The organism is Bacillus haynesii (assembly GCF_014042035.1).
GTDB classification, from domain to species: Bacteria; Bacillota; Bacilli; order Bacillales; family Bacillaceae; genus Bacillus; species Bacillus haynesii.
Window position 1 is genome coordinate 3916454 of record NZ_CP059494.1, and the last position, 19302, is coordinate 3935755.

The 19302-nt window shown below is 48.2% G+C and carries 19 protein-coding genes; 14 read left to right on the forward strand and 5 right to left on the reverse strand.

Annotated features, from left to right (window positions below; genetic code table 11):
• Positions 1-44 precede the first annotated feature (44 nt).
• Both H2R00_RS19345 and H2R00_RS19350 read left to right on the forward strand, forming a co-directional pair.
• Complete coding sequence (locus tag H2R00_RS19345) at positions 45-1166, forward strand: NAD(P)/FAD-dependent oxidoreductase (RefSeq protein WP_182070107.1); 1122 nt, start codon at positions 45-47, stop codon at positions 1164-1166.
• A gap of 221 nt (positions 1167-1387) precedes the next feature.
• Positions 1388-2227: an FAD binding domain-containing protein gene (locus H2R00_RS19350; RefSeq protein WP_182070108.1), complete on the forward strand. Its 840-nt coding sequence runs from the start codon at positions 1388-1390 to the stop codon at positions 2225-2227.
• 108 nt (positions 2228-2335) lie between these two features.
• Here H2R00_RS19350 and H2R00_RS19355 read toward each other — a convergent pair whose 3' ends face one another.
• Positions 2336-3103 (reverse strand): endonuclease I family protein, encoded by a 768-nt coding sequence (locus tag H2R00_RS19355; protein ID WP_459536032.1) that lies wholly within the window; start codon positions 3101-3103, stop codon positions 2336-2338.
• A 124-nt stretch (positions 3104-3227) separates the two neighbouring features.
• On the reverse strand, positions 3228-4274 hold the full coding sequence (locus tag H2R00_RS19365; protein WP_244958256.1) for an anthranilate phosphoribosyltransferase: 1047 nt from the start codon (positions 4272-4274) through the stop codon (positions 3228-3230).
• 243 nt (positions 4275-4517) lie between these two features.
• Here H2R00_RS19365 and H2R00_RS19370 point away from each other — a divergent pair, with 243 nt between their 5' ends.
• A complete protein-coding gene (locus H2R00_RS19370; RefSeq protein WP_182070111.1) occupies positions 4518-5924 on the forward strand; it encodes a YfcC family protein in 1407 nt (468 codons plus the stop codon).
• Positions 5925-6103: 179 nt separating this feature from the next.
• The gene (locus tag H2R00_RS19375; RefSeq protein ID WP_154997986.1) at positions 6104-7300 is read left to right on the forward strand and encodes an MFS transporter; all 1197 of its coding nucleotides are present in this window, start codon (positions 6104-6106) and stop codon (positions 7298-7300) included.
• A 100-nt stretch (positions 7301-7400) separates the two neighbouring features.
• Here H2R00_RS19375 and H2R00_RS19380 read toward each other — a convergent pair whose 3' ends face one another.
• A complete protein-coding gene (locus tag H2R00_RS19380) occupies positions 7401-8999 on the reverse strand; it encodes a PucR family transcriptional regulator (RefSeq protein WP_182070112.1) in 1599 nt (532 codons plus the stop codon).
• A gap of 164 nt (positions 9000-9163) precedes the next feature.
• On the opposite strand from H2R00_RS19380, the gene H2R00_RS19385 reads away from it, so the two are divergent.
• Both H2R00_RS19385 and H2R00_RS19390 read left to right on the forward strand, forming a co-directional pair.
• On the forward strand, positions 9164-10390 hold the full coding sequence (locus H2R00_RS19385; RefSeq protein WP_182070113.1) for a pyridoxal-phosphate-dependent aminotransferase family protein: 1227 nt from the start codon (positions 9164-9166) through the stop codon (positions 10388-10390).
• Between the two features lie 96 nt (positions 10391-10486).
• Entirely contained in the window at positions 10487-10684 is a 198-nt protein-coding gene (locus tag H2R00_RS19390; RefSeq protein ID WP_182070114.1) for a hypothetical protein, read from the forward strand.
• Between the two features lie 106 nt (positions 10685-10790).
• Here H2R00_RS19390 and H2R00_RS19395 read toward each other — a convergent pair whose 3' ends face one another.
• Positions 10791-11375 (reverse strand): TetR/AcrR family transcriptional regulator, encoded by a 585-nt coding sequence (locus H2R00_RS19395; RefSeq protein ID WP_182070115.1) that lies wholly within the window; start codon positions 11373-11375, stop codon positions 10791-10793.
• Positions 11376-11463: 88 nt separating this feature from the next.
• On the opposite strand from H2R00_RS19395, the gene H2R00_RS19400 reads away from it, so the two are divergent.
• From H2R00_RS19400 to H2R00_RS19435, 8 genes are all read left to right on the forward strand, one after another.
• Complete coding sequence (locus H2R00_RS19400; protein WP_182070116.1) at positions 11464-11997, forward strand: hypothetical protein; 534 nt, start codon at positions 11464-11466, stop codon at positions 11995-11997.
• A gap of 131 nt (positions 11998-12128) precedes the next feature.
• On the forward strand, positions 12129-12980 hold the full coding sequence (locus H2R00_RS19405) for a DUF72 domain-containing protein (protein ID WP_182070117.1): 852 nt from the start codon (positions 12129-12131) through the stop codon (positions 12978-12980).
• A gap of 17 nt (positions 12981-12997) precedes the next feature.
• The gene (locus H2R00_RS19410; RefSeq protein WP_154999135.1) at positions 12998-13819 is read left to right on the forward strand and encodes a sulfite exporter TauE/SafE family protein; all 822 of its coding nucleotides are present in this window, start codon (positions 12998-13000) and stop codon (positions 13817-13819) included.
• 19 nt (positions 13820-13838) lie between these two features.
• Positions 13839-15194 (forward strand): bifunctional metallophosphatase/5'-nucleotidase, encoded by a 1356-nt coding sequence (locus tag H2R00_RS19415; RefSeq protein ID WP_182070118.1) that lies wholly within the window; start codon positions 13839-13841, stop codon positions 15192-15194.
• Between the two features lie 77 nt (positions 15195-15271).
• Positions 15272-15577, forward strand: a complete 306-nt coding sequence (locus H2R00_RS19420; protein ID WP_154999137.1) for a YunC family protein — start codon at positions 15272-15274, stop codon at positions 15575-15577.
• Between the two features lie 67 nt (positions 15578-15644).
• Positions 15645-16418 carry a sporulation protein YunB gene (gene yunB / locus H2R00_RS19425; protein ID WP_154999138.1) on the forward strand — a complete coding sequence of 258 codons (774 nt, stop codon included), beginning with the start codon at positions 15645-15647 and terminating at the stop codon, positions 16416-16418.
• Between the two features lie 186 nt (positions 16419-16604).
• Entirely contained in the window at positions 16605-18134 is a 1530-nt protein-coding gene (locus H2R00_RS19430) for a sodium-dependent transporter (protein WP_182070119.1), read from the forward strand.
• On the forward strand, positions 18131-18244 hold the full coding sequence (locus tag H2R00_RS19435) for a methionine/alanine import family NSS transporter small subunit (RefSeq protein ID WP_003184985.1): 114 nt from the start codon (positions 18131-18133) through the stop codon (positions 18242-18244). The genes H2R00_RS19430 and H2R00_RS19435 overlap by 4 nt, the downstream gene beginning before the upstream one ends.
• 46 nt (positions 18245-18290) lie before the next feature.
• On the opposite strand, the gene H2R00_RS19440 is transcribed toward H2R00_RS19435, so the two are convergent.
• Positions 18291-19271, reverse strand: coding sequence for a M23 family metallopeptidase (locus tag H2R00_RS19440; RefSeq protein ID WP_154999140.1), 981 nt, complete (start codon positions 19269-19271; stop codon positions 18291-18293).
• Positions 19272-19302: the final 31 nt, after the last annotated feature.

A 19302-nucleotide genomic window follows, 5' to 3' on the forward strand; every position in this document is an offset into this window, starting at 1 on the left:
CCGTTATATTTGTAGAATAAACAGAAATGAAAAAGGTGTTAGTCATGAAATCTTTTATTGTAGTCGGAGCGGGCATCCTCGGTGCTTCAGCCGCTTATCATCTTGCAAAAAAGGGCGCGGATGTGACGTTGATCGACCGCGGAGAGCGGGGAAGGGCTACAGATGCCGCGGCTGGAATCGTCTGCCCCTGGCTTTCGCAGCGCAGAAACCAGGCATGGTACAAGCTTGCAAAAGGCGGTGCGGCGTACTATGCCGATTTAATCAAGCAGCTTGAAGCTGACGGAGAATCGGAGACGGGGTATAAACGGACAGGCGCTATCAGCTTGCATACAGACGAGCGAAAGCTGGAGAAAATGGAAGAACGGGCGCATCTAAGACGCAAGGATGCGCCTGAAATCGGCGAGATCACCCGTTTATCCCATGAGGAAACGAAGCGTTTATTTCCGCCTTTGGCAGAGGGGTACGGCTCGGTTCATATCAGCGGAGCCGCGCGCGTGAACGGAAAATTGCTGCGCCGCTCACTTGTGAACGCTGCACAAAAATACGGAGCCTCTGTTGTAGCAGGAAACGCTTCATTGCTCTATGAAGGAAACCGGGTAACAGGAATCTCTACAGCGGAAAAGAAAATATACGCTGATCAGGTGCTGATCACAGCGGGAGCATGGGCGGACGAGCTTTTGAAACCGCTCGGCGTTCGTTTTTCAGTCAGCCATCAAAAAGCGCAGATCGTTCATCTTCGTCTTCCTGATGCGGATACCGGCAGCTGGCCTGTTGTGATGCCTCCGAATGACCAATACATACTGGCATTTGAAGACGGCCGGATCGTTGCCGGCGCTACTCACGAAAATGAAGCGGAACTGGATGATCTGCGGGTAACGGCCGGCGGCCTTCACGAAATTTTTTCAAAGGCGCTTGCCGTTGCGCCGGGTTTGGAATTGAGCGAGCTGCTTGAGACGCGCGTAGGATTCAGGCCATTTACACCGGGCTTTCTCCCCGTGATCGGCTCATTGCCGAACATTTGCGGGCTGCTCGTTGCCAACGGTCTCGGCGCTTCAGGGCTTACGTCAGGTCCATACCTTGGCGCGGAATTGGCAAGGCTCGCCTTGGGAGAAGAGCCTGAGCTTGATATCTCTTTATATGATCCGGCCGGCGCGCTTGAAAGTTAAATTATCATGCAGAAAAAAGTTCACTCGAAGCTAGAGTGAACTTTTTTTCTTGTTTACAGTTTTAAAATAGAAAATTTTTCAATATAAATCCATGGAGGAAAATTTTAGAAAACCATCTGACTTTCTTCGAAGTGCATGCAGTTTTTTTGGAGCGGCAGGCGTTCCGTTGAATCGGCTGCCTCTGATTCCCGAACAAATTTGGAAAATGAAGGAGGGTTGCCATGATCCAGTTTGACTTTGAGTATTACAGGCCCCAATCTGCGCAGGAAGCGGTAAAGCTCTTTCAAAGCCTGGAGCGGGATGGGAAAAAGCCGGCGTATTTTTCCGGCGGAACAGAACATTTGACGCTCGGACGGCTGAATGTGATCCATACAAATGCCGTTATCGATATTAAAGACATACCTGAATGCAGGACTTTGCAATTTGAACGGCATCACCTTGCTTTAGGCTCAGCATTAACATTGACGGAGGTTACGGAAAACGGCGGCTTTCCGCTGTTGAGCAAAGCAGCGAGAGAAGTGGCCGACCATACGGCGCGCAATAAGATTACGCTTGGCGGCAATATTTGCGGGCAGATCTTTTACCGCGAAGCGGTGCTGCCTTTTTTATTAACCGACAGCAAAGTGGTGACAATTGGAGACGAGGGGGAAAAGCGCTATTTGATTCACGACGTATTTGATCAGGAGCTGAAATTGAACAAGGGAGAAATCCTCATTTCGCTTTTGATTGAAGAACGCTATCTTCATCAGCCTTTTGCAAGCATAAAAGTGAGGCAGCAATGGGATACGGGATATCCTTTGGCGACGGTTTCGGCTCTCGAAATAGACGGACGCGTCCGCTGTGCATTCAGCGGTGTCTGCCCTTTTCCGTTTCGCTCCACTGAAGTGGAATCTGCGTTGAATGATGAGGCACTCCCTGTCGATCAAAGGGTGGAAGAGGCGATCAACCGCTTTCCCGGCCCTGTTTTGGACGATGCGCAAGGTTCCGCTGAGTACCGCAAGTTTGTCATCAAACATACGCTGTTTGACATTCTCGGCATGCTGAAAAAGGAGACGTTTTGACAAGCGCTTGAATCCAATATTTGCAGGTCCGTGGGAATCCATGAATTTGAACTAGCCGTAAAATCGTGCTGAACAAAAAAAAGAGCGCCGGGCAGGCGCTTTTTTTGTTCAATTCAAAACGCCTGAGCCCCAAATATCCTCCGCCCATTCAGGGTGATCAATGAATGGATTGCGGTTATGCTGGTATTGCTGATAGATGATGTCGTTCCGCTTTCTTTCGAGGGCATCGACAGGGTCTTCATGGTGCCATTTCAATAAAACCGACATTTTTCCGTGGTACGGTTTAGATCCGTTGTTCGTTGTGTCGTTCATTTCAAGATCCGGATGACCGTCGTCCCCTTCATAGCGGACCGCCATATAGAAAATCATTCTGGCGACATCGCCTTTAATGCTTTTGTCAGGTTCCCAGGAATCGCCGTCATAGCGGTTTCCGGGGGAACCGGGATATGGACTGCCGCCTTCGTCAAAATCAAGGTTTCCGCGGGCGGCGTTTATTTGCACATCGCTGGGCCTGAGGTGATGCAAATCTGTTCCGGGTCCTTTGCTTGTCCCAAAATCGCCGTGCGATTTTGCCCATACGTGCTCGCGGTTCCAATCGCCCGTTTGCCCCCCGTTCGCCTGTTTAGAGCGCGACTCCCTGGAATATAAGAGAATCACGTTGTTTCGATTGGCCGGATCTTCGTCCGTTGTTTTCAGCGCTTCCCATACCTCGCTGTAAGACAGCTCTCTATGATCGTCGATCGTGTCGTGAAGCGCTTGTTTTAAAGCTTCACCTGTTTTGCCTTGCGCCTGTTCGTAGTAATCCGCCGGAGCCGAGGACTGGGCGTGTAAGGAAAACAGCTGAAAGGCTTCTGCGTTTTGGGTGGGCGCGCACATCGCTGACAACATCAAAATAAACGGTATGAGACACTTTCGGTTCATCTTTCGATTCCCTCCTTTTCATTTCTTTCATTATCCAATCTTTTCATGAAAAGGAAATATCATTTTGGTTACGGTTTTCTTACGGTCTTGTAAATGAAGCTTTCCACCTTTCGAGGGCTTCCAGACCGGCTTTTTCTTTCAGCTGTTTTTCCGCTGTTCGGACGCCTTCTTCGATGGCCGCGCAGTGTCCGAATAAATAATAGCGCAATGCGGCATTCATGATCACTTGTTTTCTTTCGTATTCGGTATCTGCCGATTCGTCTCCGGCGAGAACGGCGGTTATTTTTTCCGCCTGCTTCTCAGCAGACAGCGGTTTGTTGAGCTTTGCTTCATCTGCGTAAAGTCCGTATTCTTCCGGTTTTAATATAAAGGAATCGATCGCGCCGCTTTTTATCGCAAACACAAAGCTGCCTCTGTGGACCGGCACGTCTTCCGAGCCTTCCGCCCCCTGGACAATGAACACTTCTTTGTACGTCAAGCGCTGAAAAACGGGATGCATTTTCTGAATGGCCGTCCGGTGAAACGCGCCCATCATGAGCTTGTCGGCATCAGAGAAGTTGACCAGTTTTTCTGCTGTATTCAACACGGTGCGGACGCCGATTTCCTCCCGGATTTTCCTCATCCGAACAAACGGTTTACAAAATGTTTCGGCGGCGGCGAACCCGATTGAGGCCTCTTCCAGTGAGTGTGCCGTTTGCACCGGATTGGTCTCAGAAGGGATTCCGAGCTTGTCCAGGACATCTTTTATGCTCGTTCCATACTTGGGCGGCAATGCATCACTGCCGTGAAGAAACGCAGGGATCCCGTTTCCTGCGAGAAGGAGCGAGACGGGAATGGTTGCTAAAAAAGAAAGTCTTCCTGTGTAAGGTCCCGCAAAATCGATGACCGCATCTTTTACAGCTTTGGAAAGGCTCAGTGTTTCCGAGCTGTTCCGCAATGCTTCGGTAAACGCGAGCAATTCCTCAGGGGACTCTGTTTTGATCCGCTCCGCTATTAAAAATGCGGCGGTCTGAGCGGGGCTGGCATTTCCCGTAACCATCGCTTCTGCAGCCTGTTTGGCCTCTTCATAAGTTAAATCGCGGGCGCCCCTTTTTCCTCTTGCGACTTCTTTAATCCACTGCTGCAATGTGAACTCTCTCCTTTACATGCTGATCTTTCTTATGACTTTACATGAAAATGCAGAAAAGGAACAGTGGAGATTGTCAGCTTAATGATTGACAGAAAATGTGACGATTTTCTGGATGAGTCGTGTTAATTTAGGTATTTTAACTGAAAACATGCTGAAATTCAGAGGATTTTTCAATGCTATCCGTGCTGTGATCATTTAATATGTTAAAAAAGTTAACGCGAAAGAAGGGGATGAACGAAAATGGGAATGCCGGCTTACAAAGCAGAAGAGGTGAAAAAGAACGAAAAACGCAAAAAAGAATTTCCGCATATTTATGTCATTCTTGCTGTCATGATTGGTCTAATGGCGCTTATGACATATGTTATTCCAGCAGGCGAATATGAACGGGTGGAAAGTCCGGACGGCAGGGAAATGATCGATCCAGCGTCCTACAAACGGGTCGAACAGACGCCGGTTGATATTCTTGGCTTGCTTACGGCGGTTCCGAAAGGGATGACGGAAGCGGCTCCGATTATTGTGTTTACATTTGTGATCGGCGGTGCATTTGCCGTTCTGAGGAAAGCGTCTGTCATTGAGCTCGGTGTCCATCTGCTGGCCGATCAGTTCAGGAACAAGCCGGTTTTCGTTACGCCTGTCTTAATATTCGTTTTTTCGGGCATTTCCTGTTTTATCGGGACGCCTGAGCTTTCCATCGTTTATGTCCCTGTCATTCTTCCTCTGCTGCTGTCCTTCGGATATGACCGGATGACAGCAGCAGCAATCGCATTGTGCGGGACGATCGCCGGCTTTACGAGCGCTTTGACAAACCCTTTTACGGTGGGGACCTCACAAATGATTTCCGGTCTCCCGCTTTATTCCGGGATGGGGTACAGGGCGGTCATCTTTGTTGTCATTACGGCGATTGCCGCTGTATATGTGCTCAAATATGCAGAAAAGGTCAGGGCGCATCCTGAAAAAAGCCTGACGGGCAAGGAAGCAGTCGAACAGGTTCCGGCTTTTAAAGCAGGCGGACGGGTGAAATGGGCCGGCATCGCGGCGCTTGGGTTGTTTGTAGGCTTGATTGGCTGTGTGATTTATTTCAGGTGGGACATGCTGACAATGGCGGGCTATTTCCTGGCGCTCGGCATCATTCCTGCTTACATTGCCGGTATGAGCTCGAGAGACATTGCCGAGTCCTTTAATGAAGGTTTTAAAGAAGTGCTCGTCGGTGCGATGATTTGCGGCATTGCAAGAGCTGCAGCGGTCGTTATGGCGGACGGGCAGATTATGGATACGATGGTTTACGGCTTGTCCCATGCGGTCTCACAGCTTCCTTCTTATTTAACGGTGACGGCGATGCTATTGACGCAGATGCTGTTTAACTTTTTTGTTCCAAGCGGAAGCGGACAGGCATTAATTATGATGCCGATTATGGCGCCTTTGGCTGATATCGTCGGAATTACGCGGCAGACGGCGATTCTGGCCTTCCAATTCGGAGACGGTTTTTCAAACATCGTCTTTCCGACATCAGGTTACTTTATGGCGACGCTTGCGATCAGCCGGATTGCCTGGAACAAATGGCTGAGATTCATCCTTCCGCTGTTTTGCCTCTGGATGGGAGCGGCCATGATTTTCCTGATGTTTGCTAATGCCGTTGGCTGGTCGTAAATGGATAAAAAGGCGGGGAATCCTCCGCTTTTTTTATTTTCCTATTCTCCCTTGAGAAGAAAAAATATGCAAAAATATGAAAAAACTAGACTTTAAACCTATCTGTGGATATACTAATTTAGTAATTGTTCGAATTTAAGATTGTCCGGTATTTCCGGGCTGAAGGAAGGTATCCGCGGATGAAAAAGATGGCCAGACTGTATATTCTCATGCTGAACGTATTCATCGTTATGCTTGGTATAGGCTTGATTATTCCACTCATGCCTACGTTTATAGAAGAATTCGGCGCGTCAGGCAGCACGCTCGGATTGCTGATTGCGGCTTCGGGGATTACCCAGCTGCTGTTTTCGCCCGCTGCCGGGGAAATGACTGATAAATACGGAAGACGGAAAATGATCATTTTAGGCATCGGTGCGTTTGCGGTTTCCCAGCTGCTTTTCGCCTTGGCGAGCCAGATGTGGCTGCTGTTTGTTTCCCGCCTTCTCGGCGGAGCGGGAGCCGCGTTTTTGGTGCCGGCCATGTTTGCCTACATCGCTGACATCACGTCAGAAAAGGATCGAAGCAAAGGGATGGGGCTGATCAGCGCCGCGATGTCTCTAGGCTTTGTCATCGGTCCGGGAGCAGGCGGATATTTGGCGGCGTTCGGGCTCACCTTCCCGTTTTACGTGTCAGCCGGATTAGCCGGCTTGGCGACGGTTTTATCGCTTCTTGTCCTTCCGGAAACGCTCAGTCAAGAAAAGATGCTTGAAAAGCGCCGCTCCGCTCAAAAGCGCGAACCGCTTCCTAAGCAAATGGCGCGCGCGCTGCGATCGCCGTATGCTTTTCTGTTTGTCCTCGTGTTCATCTTGAACTTCGGAATCATGAATTTCGAGGCGGTATTCAGCCTTTATGTCGATCATAAGCACGGCTTCACACCGGGAGACATTGCCTTTGTCATTACAGCGGCAAGTTTGATCGGCGTATTCGTCCAGGCGGTGGCTCTCGGGATGCTGACGAACCGCTTCGGCGAAAAAAAGCTGATGAACATGACGCTGATCGGTTCTGCCGGAGCGCTTGCCGTCTGCTCGATTGCCGGTTCGTACTGGCTCGTTTTCGGAGCAACGATTGTTTTCTTCATGCTGACGTCCATCCTCCGTCCGGCGATTAATACGCTGATTTCAAAAATGGCCGGTGATGAACAGGGCTTTGCCGCAGGCATGAACAATGCGTTTATGAGTCTTGCCAACATCGTTGGACCGACGGTGGCCGGTCTGTTATTCGATGTGAACGTAGAAATTCCATATATTTTTGGTGCGGTCGTTCTCGTGCTCAGCTTTTTGGCGGCAGTCAGCTGGGGACGGAAGCAGCAGGCACGCACAATTCCCGAAAAAGTATAAGGGAGCCGGCACATATGCCGGCTTTTTTCTATAGTGAAATGCTCAAATCACCAGCTTTACATCCTCCGATTGCCGCGCGGAAAAAAACTGTTGAAATTTCTTATAACCCAAACAGCATTTGAATTCTGAGCGCCAGTCTCAAGCGCAGGGTCGTGTCCGCATCTTTCAGACTTTTCCCGAGCAGTTCCTCGCATTTTTCAAGCCTGTAGATGACGGTGTTTCTGTGGATGTACAGGCGCTTGGCTGTTTCAGAAATCTGACAGTGCGTTTCCAGATAGACGGACAATGTTTGCAGGAGCCCTGGGTCATCCTTCGGCAGGCTGGCAAGCTGATGCAGCGCATGCGTGTAAAATGTCTTCAAATCATCAGCCGGAATCATGCGCAAAAGCTCTGACACGTCTTTCATATGATACGTCTGAATGAACTCGGTGCTGCCTGACAAATGGCCGGAGTGGAGCGCGTCGACGGCTTCTTTGCAAATGTGCGGAACGTCGCTCAGCTGATGGCTGAGGTTGCTGATTCCGAAAGAGATCGTCCGCTGAAAATGCTCATATGCATGGCGCTGAAACGTCTTTAAAAATCCGCCCACGGCTGCATTCATTTCAGCCCAGCTGTCCGTCGCCTCGGCCAGCAGGAAGCATACGTTTCCTTTTGTGAAAAGGTGCGGGGGAAACGGGAACTCAACCAGCTCTTCTTCCAGGCGCTCGAACACGGAATCTGATTCAAGCTGATTCTCCGTGAAGCTGAGTGATTTTTCGCGGCGGTCCAATTTGCCGGCGATGCACACATATTTTTGATCCCACTTGAGCTGAAATTCTTTGGCCCGGTTTTTGATTTCTTCAGCCGAAGAAAAGGCGCCGTCTAAAAAATTGCTGAAAAACTCGTTCCGCGCTCTTCGTGAATATTGCTTGAGCGCATTTTCCTTCATCAGCTCAAAGGCGATGACATTGGCGGCTTGTTCGAGTGTTAACAGCAAGCCTTTGTCTGAAGCGGTAATCATTCCACAGATAACGAGGAAGCCGCTTTTTTTTTCATGAGTATAGATTGGAAATACCGAATAGGTTTGTTTGTCGGAAAGCGTTGAAAAGCAGGAGAACCCCGTTTTGCTTCCTTTTTGAAATATTCCTTCATAAAGCGAAAACGTCCCGGCTGCTTCCGCTTTTGAGGAGGCGATCGGCTTGAGGTGCTGATTGAATAAAAGAACGGGAAGGTTCAAAATAGCAGAGACGTTATGCAAGAGCGATTGAATGCTTTTTCCGCTCATAATATGGCTTGTGAACTTTTTTTGGGCGGTGATGGCCTGTTCGAGTTCTGCCGTCCGTTTGTCTAAAATATGGCTCAGTGTATGATTGACAATATCACCGAGGCGGACATCTTCATTTAGCTCGATGATCGGAAAAGACTGCTCGTCGGCAAGCTTGATCACCTCTTCGGGTATTTCCTGCAAAAAACGCGTTTTGATGCCGAGTCCGGCGCAGCCCCGCCTGATCATCTTTTCAATCAATTCCTTCAATAAAAAAGGCCGGTCTTTCAAATGATAAGCGGTCGTGACGAGGAGCTCGCCATGATGCAGATAATCGGCAATATCTGGTGCATCCATCATATTGATGTGTTCGATGTTCCGGGTCCCGCCCGTTTTTCCGGCGGCAAGCATTGCGCCATTAAACACGGGGAGTTTCATCATGTCATAGATATTCATTGATCTGTACAGACCTCCTTTGTCATTTTAGTCATTTTCAACAAAAAACGAGCGAATTTATGACATTTATGCCGATGCTTATTTTTTATGTTACCAGTAAACTTGTATTTATATATAAAGTTGTAAAGAAATATAACAAGAAAAAAGAAAGGAAGTTTCTTTACATGACAATTGGCGAAATGAATATTCCGAAACGAACAATTATGACTCCCGGTCCTGTTGAGGTTCATCCGAGAGTGCTGAGGGCGCTTTCCTCACCTGTACTGGGACAATTCGACCCTGCATTTACAGACATGATGAACGACGTCATGGCGCTGCTCCGGCAGATTTTCCGAACGACAAATAAATGGGCATTTCCGATAGATGGGACATCGCGGGCCGGGCTTGAAGCCGTCCTTGCCAGTCTCATCAAACCGGGGGACCGGGTGCTCATTCCCATTTTCGGACGGTTCGGCTATCTGCTTGCCGAGATTTGCGAACGGTACCGGGCTGATGTTTATACAATGGAATGCCCATGGGGAGACGTTTTTGAACCGAAAGAGATCATCTCCGAAATCAAACGGACGAAACCGGAGATTGTTGCGGTAGTGCACGGTGAGACATCGACGGGATGCATTCAGCCGCTCGAAGAAATCGGCCGGGCCTGCCGGGAGCTTGATGTGCTTTGTGTAGTCGATGCGGTGGCTACAATCGGCGGCACGGATGTCAATACGGATGAATGGTGCCTTGACGCGGTCGTCGGAGGTACGCAAAAGTGTTTATCCGTTCCTTCCGGTATGGCGCCGATCACTTTTAACAGCCGGGTTGAAAAGCGCATCAATGAAAGGAAAAAGGTAGAACGGGGCATTGCCACAAGAGAAGATATCGAGCTTGAAACAGGACGCTTGCCGATTCCCAGCAATTATTTTGACCTCGGCATGCTGATGGATTATTGGAGCCCGAGGCGCCTCAATCATCATACAGAAGCGACTTCGATGCTGTACGGCTTGCGCGAAGGAGCGCGGGTCGTTCTTGAGGAGGGACTCAGTGAGCGATTCTCAAGACACCGGCTCCATGAAGCAGCGCTCATCAAGGGCATCAAAGCGATGGGACTCGAACTGTTTACGGAAGGCCGGAAAAAGCTGCCGACCGTCACTTGTGTGAAAGTGCCTGATCGGGTTGACGCGGATCTTGTCAGGAAGATGATGCTCGACGACTTCGGCGTCGAAATCGCCAGCTCTTTCGGGCCGTTGGCCGGAAAGATATGGAGAATCGGGACGATGGGGTACAGCTGCCGGAAAGAAAATGTTCTTTTTACATTGGCAGCTCTCGAAGCGGTTCTCATACGGACAGGTGCTTCTGTATCGCCGGGAAATGCGCTTCAGGCGGCTCTGGATTTCTATCATGAGTAGGCTAATCTCATGAAAACGTTTGACTTGCTTTTGAAAGGCGCTTCCGTCGTGTGACCGGAAGGCGTAAGGAAAACCGATATCGGCGTCAAAAACGGGATGATTGCTGAGCTAGGCGTGCATGATGCGGTGCGGCCGAAAATGTTTTTCAGGCCGAAGGTCAATACACTTTTCCGGGAACCGTCGAATGAAAGCTTGCCTCCAGATGTAAAAGAAACATACGAAATTGAAATTTTCAAAAGAAATGTTGAAGAAATGAAGAAAGAAATCCTTGAAAATCTCAAACAAGAGCATTAAATCAAGAAAAGCAGGCTGAGAAGCCTGCTTTTCCTTATTTGTGTGTGAAAAGTCTTCGGAGTTTGATAATCGGGCTCTCCTCTGGTGCAATGCGATTCATCTGTTCCTATTCCAACGATCTAAAATAACCCGCCAATACAGCATCGATCCTTTCGGCCGTCAGCCTTTCAGGGTTCATGATCAAATGAAGCGCCAGCCCGTCGACAAGGGCGTACAGGTGCTCGGTTTCCTTTAGAACATCGATCCCCGGCTTTGCACCAGTTTTCACCAGCATTTCAACAGCCGATTTGCAGGCTGAATAAATGCCTTCATTCATCTCCTTTCTCAACGGTTTGAGCTCCGGATCGCTGAGCGATTTGGCTGTAAATGCATACCATGCTTCCATTTCCAGTTTTCGCTCTTCATCAAGAGGCATAAGCTGAAAAAGAAGCTGTTTGACGTTTTCAGCCGGTGGACCGTTAAATGTCATGTTTTCAATACGCGTTTTGACCCGGTTTGCCACAAGCCTCATTGAATAAATGAAAAGCTCAGACTGATGAGGAAAATAATGGCGCATCGACCCGGCCGAAAGTCCGGCTTCCTTAGCGACATTTCTGACGGTGCATTGTTCAAGTCCATCTCTGTGAATCACATTCCACACCGCTTCTGCAATTTTTTCTTTTTGTTTTTCGTGATCAACAATTTTTGGCATACACACATTATAACACGGCTGTATTATTTAATACATCTGTGTTATAATTTTTTAGTACAAATGTGTTAAAAAAGAGAGGCGGAAAAAGGTGATTGGTTTATTGATTATAGCCTGTGAGATCGGTTTTTGGATTTTTATTATGCTTGGACTTATCTTTCGCTATATGGCAGGCTGGAAAAAGGCTGGCTTGATCATGTTTGCATGCACACCGGTTTTGGATTTGCTGCTTTTGGCTGCAACGGCGCTTGATCTGCACAATGGGGCACAAGCGGATGTTTTGCACGGCATCGCCGCCGTTTATATCGGCGTCAGCATCGCGTTCGGGAGCCGCATGATCAAATGGGCGGATGAAAGGTTCGCCTATCGCTTTGCCGGCGGTTCGAAGCCTGACAAAGGCCCGCAGTACGGCAGGGAACATGCCAAAAAAGAGCGTGAAGGCTGGTTGCGACATTTTATCGCATGGCTGATCGGAGCGGCGCTGTTGGCCGGGATGCATCTGTTCATCGGCGACCCGGATAGAACCGGGCCGTTAATCCGCATCGCTTCTTTATGGTCGATCATCCTTGTTATCGATTTTCTGTACAGTTTCAGCTTTACCCTTTTTCCGAAGAAAGCCCGTTAAAAGAAGCCGGATGTCCGGCTTCTTTTTCATGTTCAAGTATCCCGCCGCTGAAAAAGGAAATGCTACAAGCAGACCTGGATCAAGATTTTCGAAAAAAACCTGTGATAAACTAAAAGAAGAGGTGAGCTGCATTGATTTATATTGGATTAACAGGATGGGGGGATCATGACAGCCTGTATCCGCCCAAGACAAGCAGTCAAAACAAGCTGATCCACTATTCGGCGCATTTTCCGATCGTCGAGCTTGATGCGAGTTTTTACGCGATACAGCCCGAGCGGAACAATGAAAAATGGGTAAAGGAGACGCCGGAAACCTTTCAGTTTATCATTAAGGCATATCAGGGAATGACAGGGCATCAGCGCGGGGAAATCCCCTTTGAAACGAAAGACGATATGTTTGCTGCTTTTAAGCTTTCGTTAACGCCATACATAAAAGCGGGTAAGCTGGCGATGGTCCTCTTTCAGTTTCCGCCATGGTTTGATTGCAAAAAAGAAAACGTCAATTATTTAAGATGGGTAAAAGAGAAAATGGGAGATATACCGTGTGCGCTTGAATTCAGGCATCGGTCATGGTTTATGCCCCAGTTTTACGACAAAACGCTTGCTTTTATGGAGGAACAGCAATGGATTCACAGCATTTGCGATGAACCCCAGGCGGGCGAAGGCAGCATACCGACGGTTCTTCATGCGACTGACAGCCGGAAAACGCTCGTCCGTTTTCACGGCCGCAACAAGGAAGGCTGGTTAAGGCCGTCTTCCGGTCAAAATTGGCGTGAGGTCAGATATTTGTATTTATATAATGAACAAGAATTAAAAGACTGGAAGAACAACCTTGAGCTGCTTGAACAGCAGTCGAAAAATGTTTACGTGCTGTTTAATAACAATTCAGGCGGTGATGCGGCTCAAAACGGGAAGCAAATGATGGAGCTGCTCGACATTGAATACAAAGGGCTTACGCCAAGGCAGCTCGATTTATTCAGCTAGAAAAGAGGACTTATTTTATGGAATATCTTATCTTGATCATACTCGGATTTATCGCAGGAACCATCGGCAGTCTTGTCGGGCTCGGCGGAGGGATCGTCATCGTTCCCTCGCTCCTTTTTCTGGCGGGGCTGCCGATGCTGTTTGACCATGTGACACCGCAAATGGCGGTCGGCACATCGCTCGTCGTCATCATATTCACAGGGCTTTCTTCAACGCTTGCGTATATGAAGTATAAAACCGTAGATTATAAAAGCGGCCTTATTTTTTTCATCGGCTCGGGGCCGGGCAGCATCGCAGGTGCCCATGTATCGACATATTTCAGCTCAGACTCGTTTTCTCTATGGTTCGGGATTTTTATGATTCTCATTTCCCTTTCCTTAATGATAAAGAAAAAGGTGAAACCTGCCGAGAAAAAGCATACGGGCGTTATCAGAACGTTCACAGGAGATGAAGGACAGGAATATACGTATTCATATCATCCTTTAGCCGGAATCGCGATCGCCTTTTTCGTCGGCTTCCTCGGCGGGCTTTTCGGCATCGGGGGCGGCTCGCTGATGGTGCCGGCGATGATTCTTCTGTTTTTATTTCCGACAAGGGTCGCTGTTGCGACATCCATGTTTATCATTTTCCTTTCATCTGTCGCGGGCTCTGCCGGCCATGTCATCGCGGGCCATGTCAACTGGCTTTATGCGCTCGCATTGATCCCGGGCGCCTGGTTTGGCGGACAGCTCGGCGCCTACATTAACAAAAAGATGCAGACAAAGACGATCGTATTGATCATGAGGTTCGTATTGATCATCATTGGAATCAGATTAATCTATCAAGGCGTGTTTAGTTAAACGTTAGGGAGAGATTTGCATGACGGAAAAGCTCCATATTTACCATACGAACGATTTGCACAGCCATTTTGAAAACTGGCCGAAAATCGTCGATTATATTCAAACACAAAGACAACAACATGAAGAGCAGGGGGAAGAAGTGCTTTTATTCGACCTCGGCGATCATGTCGACAGATTCCATCCGATATCTGAGGCCACCTTCGGAAAAGCAAATGTGGAGCTGTTGAACCGTCTGCAGTATGATGCTGCAACGATCGGGAATAATGAAGGAATTACACTGCCGCACCAGGAGCTGGATACACTTTATGATAACGCTCAGTTTCCTGTCATTGTTTCCAATTTGTTTGACGGAGAAGGGAAGAGGCCCGGCTGGGCAGCGCCGTATTTGCTCAAAAAGGTGAAGAGCGGTGCAACTCTTGCCATTCTCGGTGTGACAGTCCCGTATTATCCGATCTATCGACAGCTTGGCTGGACGGTTACAGACGCATTTGAAAGCATCAGCGAGATGCTCAGTGAAATCAAAGGAAAAGCCGATACTGTCATCCTTCTTTCACACCTTGGTATTTTGGATGATCAGCGCGTCGCGGAGGCTTTTCCCGAAATCGACTTGATCCTCGGCTCCCACACCCATCATCTGCTTGAAGAAGGGATGATGAAAGACGGCGTTATGCTGGCCTGCGCGGAAAAGTACGGGAACTATGTCGGTCATATTGAACTGACGTATAACGGAACGCTTGAGAACATCACAGCAACCGTGATGAAGACGGCAGAATGGAACGTAGAATCAGAGGAGACGATTCGTTTTCTGAAGGAAAAAGAGAAAGAAGCCGGACAGCTCCTTGAAGAAGAAATTGCGACATTGGACAACACCCTTGAAACCGCCTGGTTCCGCAGAAGCGCCCTTCCGCAAATGCTGGCAGACGCCTTAAAGGAATGGTGTGAGGCAGAGATCGGAATGGTCAACTCAGGCATTGTGCTGGAATCTCTTTCACAAGGTCCGGTGACGAAAGCCGATGTTCACCGCATCTGTCCGCATCCGATTAATCCGGTCAAACTGAAGCTGACGGGACGTGAGCTGAAAGAGGTCATCCTTCATGCATCATCAGAACAAACCGAGAAGCTGCGCATTAAAGGGCTCGGTTTTCGCGGCGAAGTGATGGGGAAAATGCTGTATGCCGGCCTTGATCCGGAAAAGCTCTCCGTCAACGGAGCGGACATTGAAGATGATGTGTTCTACACGATCGCCACGATTGACATGTTTACACTCGGAATGCTGTTTCCGGTTATTCGCGATGCGGAAGATATTGACTACTTTATGCCTGAATTCCTGCGCGATCTGCTCGCCTGGAAGCTTAAAAAAGCAAACCGGTCCTAAACAGATCTCTAAGATTCGGGGCAAACCGGAACATGTCTCTCACTTTATCATACATTAATGGTAAAGGAGGGATAGCGATGGTAAATTTAACTCCGATTATGATAGAAGATCAGCCGTTTACGGCTGTAACGGTCAAACTGCCGAAAACGAACTTTATGGCGGTAACCAATGACCATGGATATATTATGTGCGGAGCGCTTGATGTCGCCCTGCTGAATGATAAATTAAAAGACCGGAAAATTGTCGCCGCCAGAGCCGTCGGTGTGCGGACGATCGATCAGCTTCTCGAAGCCCCGCTCGAATCTGTAACCGATGCGGCCAGAGAGCTCGGCATCCATCCCGGAATGAGCGGAAAAGATGCCCTTTTAAAAATGGTGAAATAAAGTTGTCTGATTGAATCGTATATCCCCTCTTACAAGCATACACTTGTGATGTAAGGGGGGATTTTGCTTGCGAAGACTTCGCGGCCCTCTGTCAAAAAGAGGACCTTTGCCTTTTCGATATGTCATGCTGCTTTCGTTTGTATTTTTTATTTTTTCAACGGCCATCAGCCTGTTGATTATCAACTCATCCATCAAACCGACGCTTCTGAACATCGCTGAAATGGAAACGAACCGGATTGCGACCCACGTCATCCAGGAAGCTGTCGAGGATTATATGAACCAAGATGAAAATGTGCAAAACATGGTCGAAATGAAGACAAATGAAAACGGGAAAGTGACAACGATCAATTTCAATTCCCATGTTGTTCGCGATATGCAAACCAAGATTACGAAACGGCTGCATGAAAACTTGAAAGTAACGGAAACAGAAGAATTTAATTCTTCTGCGAAAACGCCGGAAGACAAGAGTGACGGCGTGATTTATCAAATTCCTCTCGGCCAGACAACGGGAAATTCCCTGCTTGGAAACCTCGGGCCGAAAATCCCGGTGCGCTTTAATGTTGTAGGAGATGTTTTTACAGATTTCAAGAAAAGCGTGGAGCCGTACGGAATTAATAATGCATTAATTAATATCGGGATTCTTGTCGAAGTCAAGGTCCGTGTCGTCATACCGTTTGCGACAAAAACGGCGGTTGTCAAAAATACGATCCCGGCAACGATTCAAGCCGTGCACGGAGAAGTACCCGACTTCTACAGCGGCAGCGGCAGCCAGACGTCGCCATCGATTCAAATCCCTTCAAAGGATGAAAAAACAGAGCAAAAAAAGGAACAAAATGAGTAATGATTTCCAGGCGTTCTGCAAACATCAGGCAGAATGCTTTTTTTCATGGCCTAGAAACGGCATGCGTCTATTTTCTTAAAAAAATACTTTGACTTAGGCAAAAAGACTGTATATACTATTCAATAATAATAATTATTAGAAAATTCGCTGTTTTCAGATGTTTCGAAAAGGTAAAGGAGGAAGCTTATGGATAATCGTCCGCAATGGGGAACAAGAGCGGGTTTTATTTTAGCAGCTGTCGGTTCTGCGATCGGTTTGGGGAATATTTGGAGGTTCCCAGCTGTAGCTTATGAAAACGGAGGAGGCGCGTTCTTTCTGCCATATTTGTTCGCACTCTTGACAGCAGGAATTCCTCTTCTCATCATGGAATTTACAATCGGTCATAAATACAGAGGCTCAGCCCCGCTGTCCTATGCCCGGATGGGGAAAGGGAAGGAGTGGATCGGCTGGTGGCAGGTCGCCATCTCTTTTGTCATCTCGACGTATTATGCCGTTATCGTGGCATGGGCCATTTCTTACACTGTCTTTTCTTTCAATTTAGGATGGGGTAAAAATACAGAAAATTTCCTGATGAATGAATATTTAAACAGAATTGATATTGGAGGAGGAGCCATAGGCCAATTCGGCGGCTTCGTGCCGGGCGTCCTGATTCCGCTCGCGATTGTCTGGATTGTTTCCTTAGGCATTTTATTTGCCGGAGTCAAAAAAGGAATCGAAATTGCGAACCGTATTTTCATTCCGCTGCTCGTGGTCTTATTTTTAATCATCGTCATTTATTCGATTACACTTGATGGAGCTGCCCAAGGGCTGAATGCGTTTTTCACGCCTGATTGGAGCCAGATTACAAACGGAAAAGTTTGGGTTGCGGCATACGGTCAAATTTTCTTCAGTCTGTCGATTGCGTTTGCCATCATGATTACGTATTCCAGCTATTTGCCGAAAAAATCCGATATTACAAACAATGCGTTCATCACCGGCTTCGGGAACTCGTCGTTCGAACTGCTGGCCGGGATTGGGGTATTCAGTGCGCTGGGCTTTATGGCAGCGCAGCAAGGTGTTCCAGTCAAAGAAGTCGTCTCTTCCGGAATCGGTTTGGCGTTCGTCGTCTTTCCGAAGATCATCAATGAGTTTCCAGCGTTTAATGCGCTTTTCGGATTTTTATTCTTTGGCTCGCTTGTTTTGGCTGGTCTGTCGTCTCTCATTTCTATCTCTGAAACATATGTTGCCGCGATTCAGGATAAATTCAATGTTCCGCGGCGGAAAGCCGTCCTGGTCGGCGGAGGGGCTGCTGCATTGTGTTCGCTCGTATTTGCGACGAAAGGCGGGCTGTTCTTTCTCGATGCGGCCGATTACTTTATCAACAATTTCGGAGTGGCTCTTGCCGGATTGATCGAAGTCGTTGCGATTGCATGGTTTGCGAAAGAGCTGAAAGCTCTGCAGGCTCACGCCAATTCGGTTTCCGACATTCAGCTCGGCGCCTGGTGGAGAATCTGCCTGAGCGTCGTCACGCCGATTGTTCTGGGGTATATGATGTTTGATAATATCAAGACGAATATCACAACAGCCTACGGTGATCTGCCGGTAGAATTCCTCCTCAAATGGGGATGGTGCGTCGCTGTTGGAGCGATCGCAGCCGGATTTATCCTTTCGCTTTCAAAATGGAAGAACGGGCTGAAATATACGCCATTTCAACATGACAAGGAGGTTTCCTCATGAACGGCGCATCTATAGCAATGATGGTGATCGGCATCGTCATCATTTGGGGAGGCTTGGCCGCAAGCATCATCAATGCGGTTGTGAAAAGCAAGAAAAGCCAAGCCGGTTAACCTCTGAAAAAAAGACATCCCTATTCTTTTGAAATAGGGATGTCTTTTATTTTTTCTTTCGAAGTTCCTTCCGTTCCCATGCCCTTAAATGAGGATAAGGATCAAAAGACCACTCGGTTCTACCGTTGTCTTTATACATGCCGTAGTGAAGATGGGGCGGGAATTTTCCCGATGTTCCCGGCGGCCCGTATCCCGTCGCTCCGACCGAGCCGATCACCTGGCCGGGCTCGACGATTTCTCCTACTTTCAAGCCTTTTGTGAATCCGTTCAAATGGGCAAAATAATGGTACGTATTGTTGATGTCTCTGATTCCGATCCGCCATCCGCCGAAACGGTTCCAGCCTTTCATTTCAACAATACCGTAGCATGTCGACCGGACGGGGAGGCCGTAATGGGCGAACAAATCCGTCCCTTCATGAATGCGCCTGCCTCCGAATCCGCGGGCATCTCCCCATGTGCTTCTATAGCTGTAATCTGATCTTACGGGAAGAGGAAAGGCGTGCTTGCCCAAATCAATATGGCCGTATTTTTGAAAAAGCCTGATAAATCCTGATATGATGCCGACCGTCTGATCCCTTTCATAAAACTCCCACAGGCCGATGCGGATATTTTCAATGTCCCTTCCGTATGTCAACAAGTATTGTCCAAACGTATAAAGGACGTCTTCATCCTGATCCGATTCCGCCAATCCGTCTCCGTTTCCGTCCATTCCAATTCCGTCAAAAACCTTGATGCTGAGCGGCGATGTATCTTTTGGGTTGGGGTTTTCAGGTCCGCTCCACACGCTTTGTGGAATATATATCCCGATGTGCCCTTTTTGCTTCGGCAAGTCCTTGCGGTTTTTGCGGATATTGATTTCGTATTGGTCGACAGCCGCGAAAACATACCAAGGAATATGGGTTGCAGCTTCGGTTTTATGATAAAGGGCCATTCTCTTTTGCAGATCGGGCTCTTTTTTCTCCTTTGCAAGAGCGCACGGCTGCAATATGAGCAAAAGGAGGATGAGAACGGATAATACAGCTTTCACGGTGTCCTTAGCTCCTTTCAGTTTGAATACG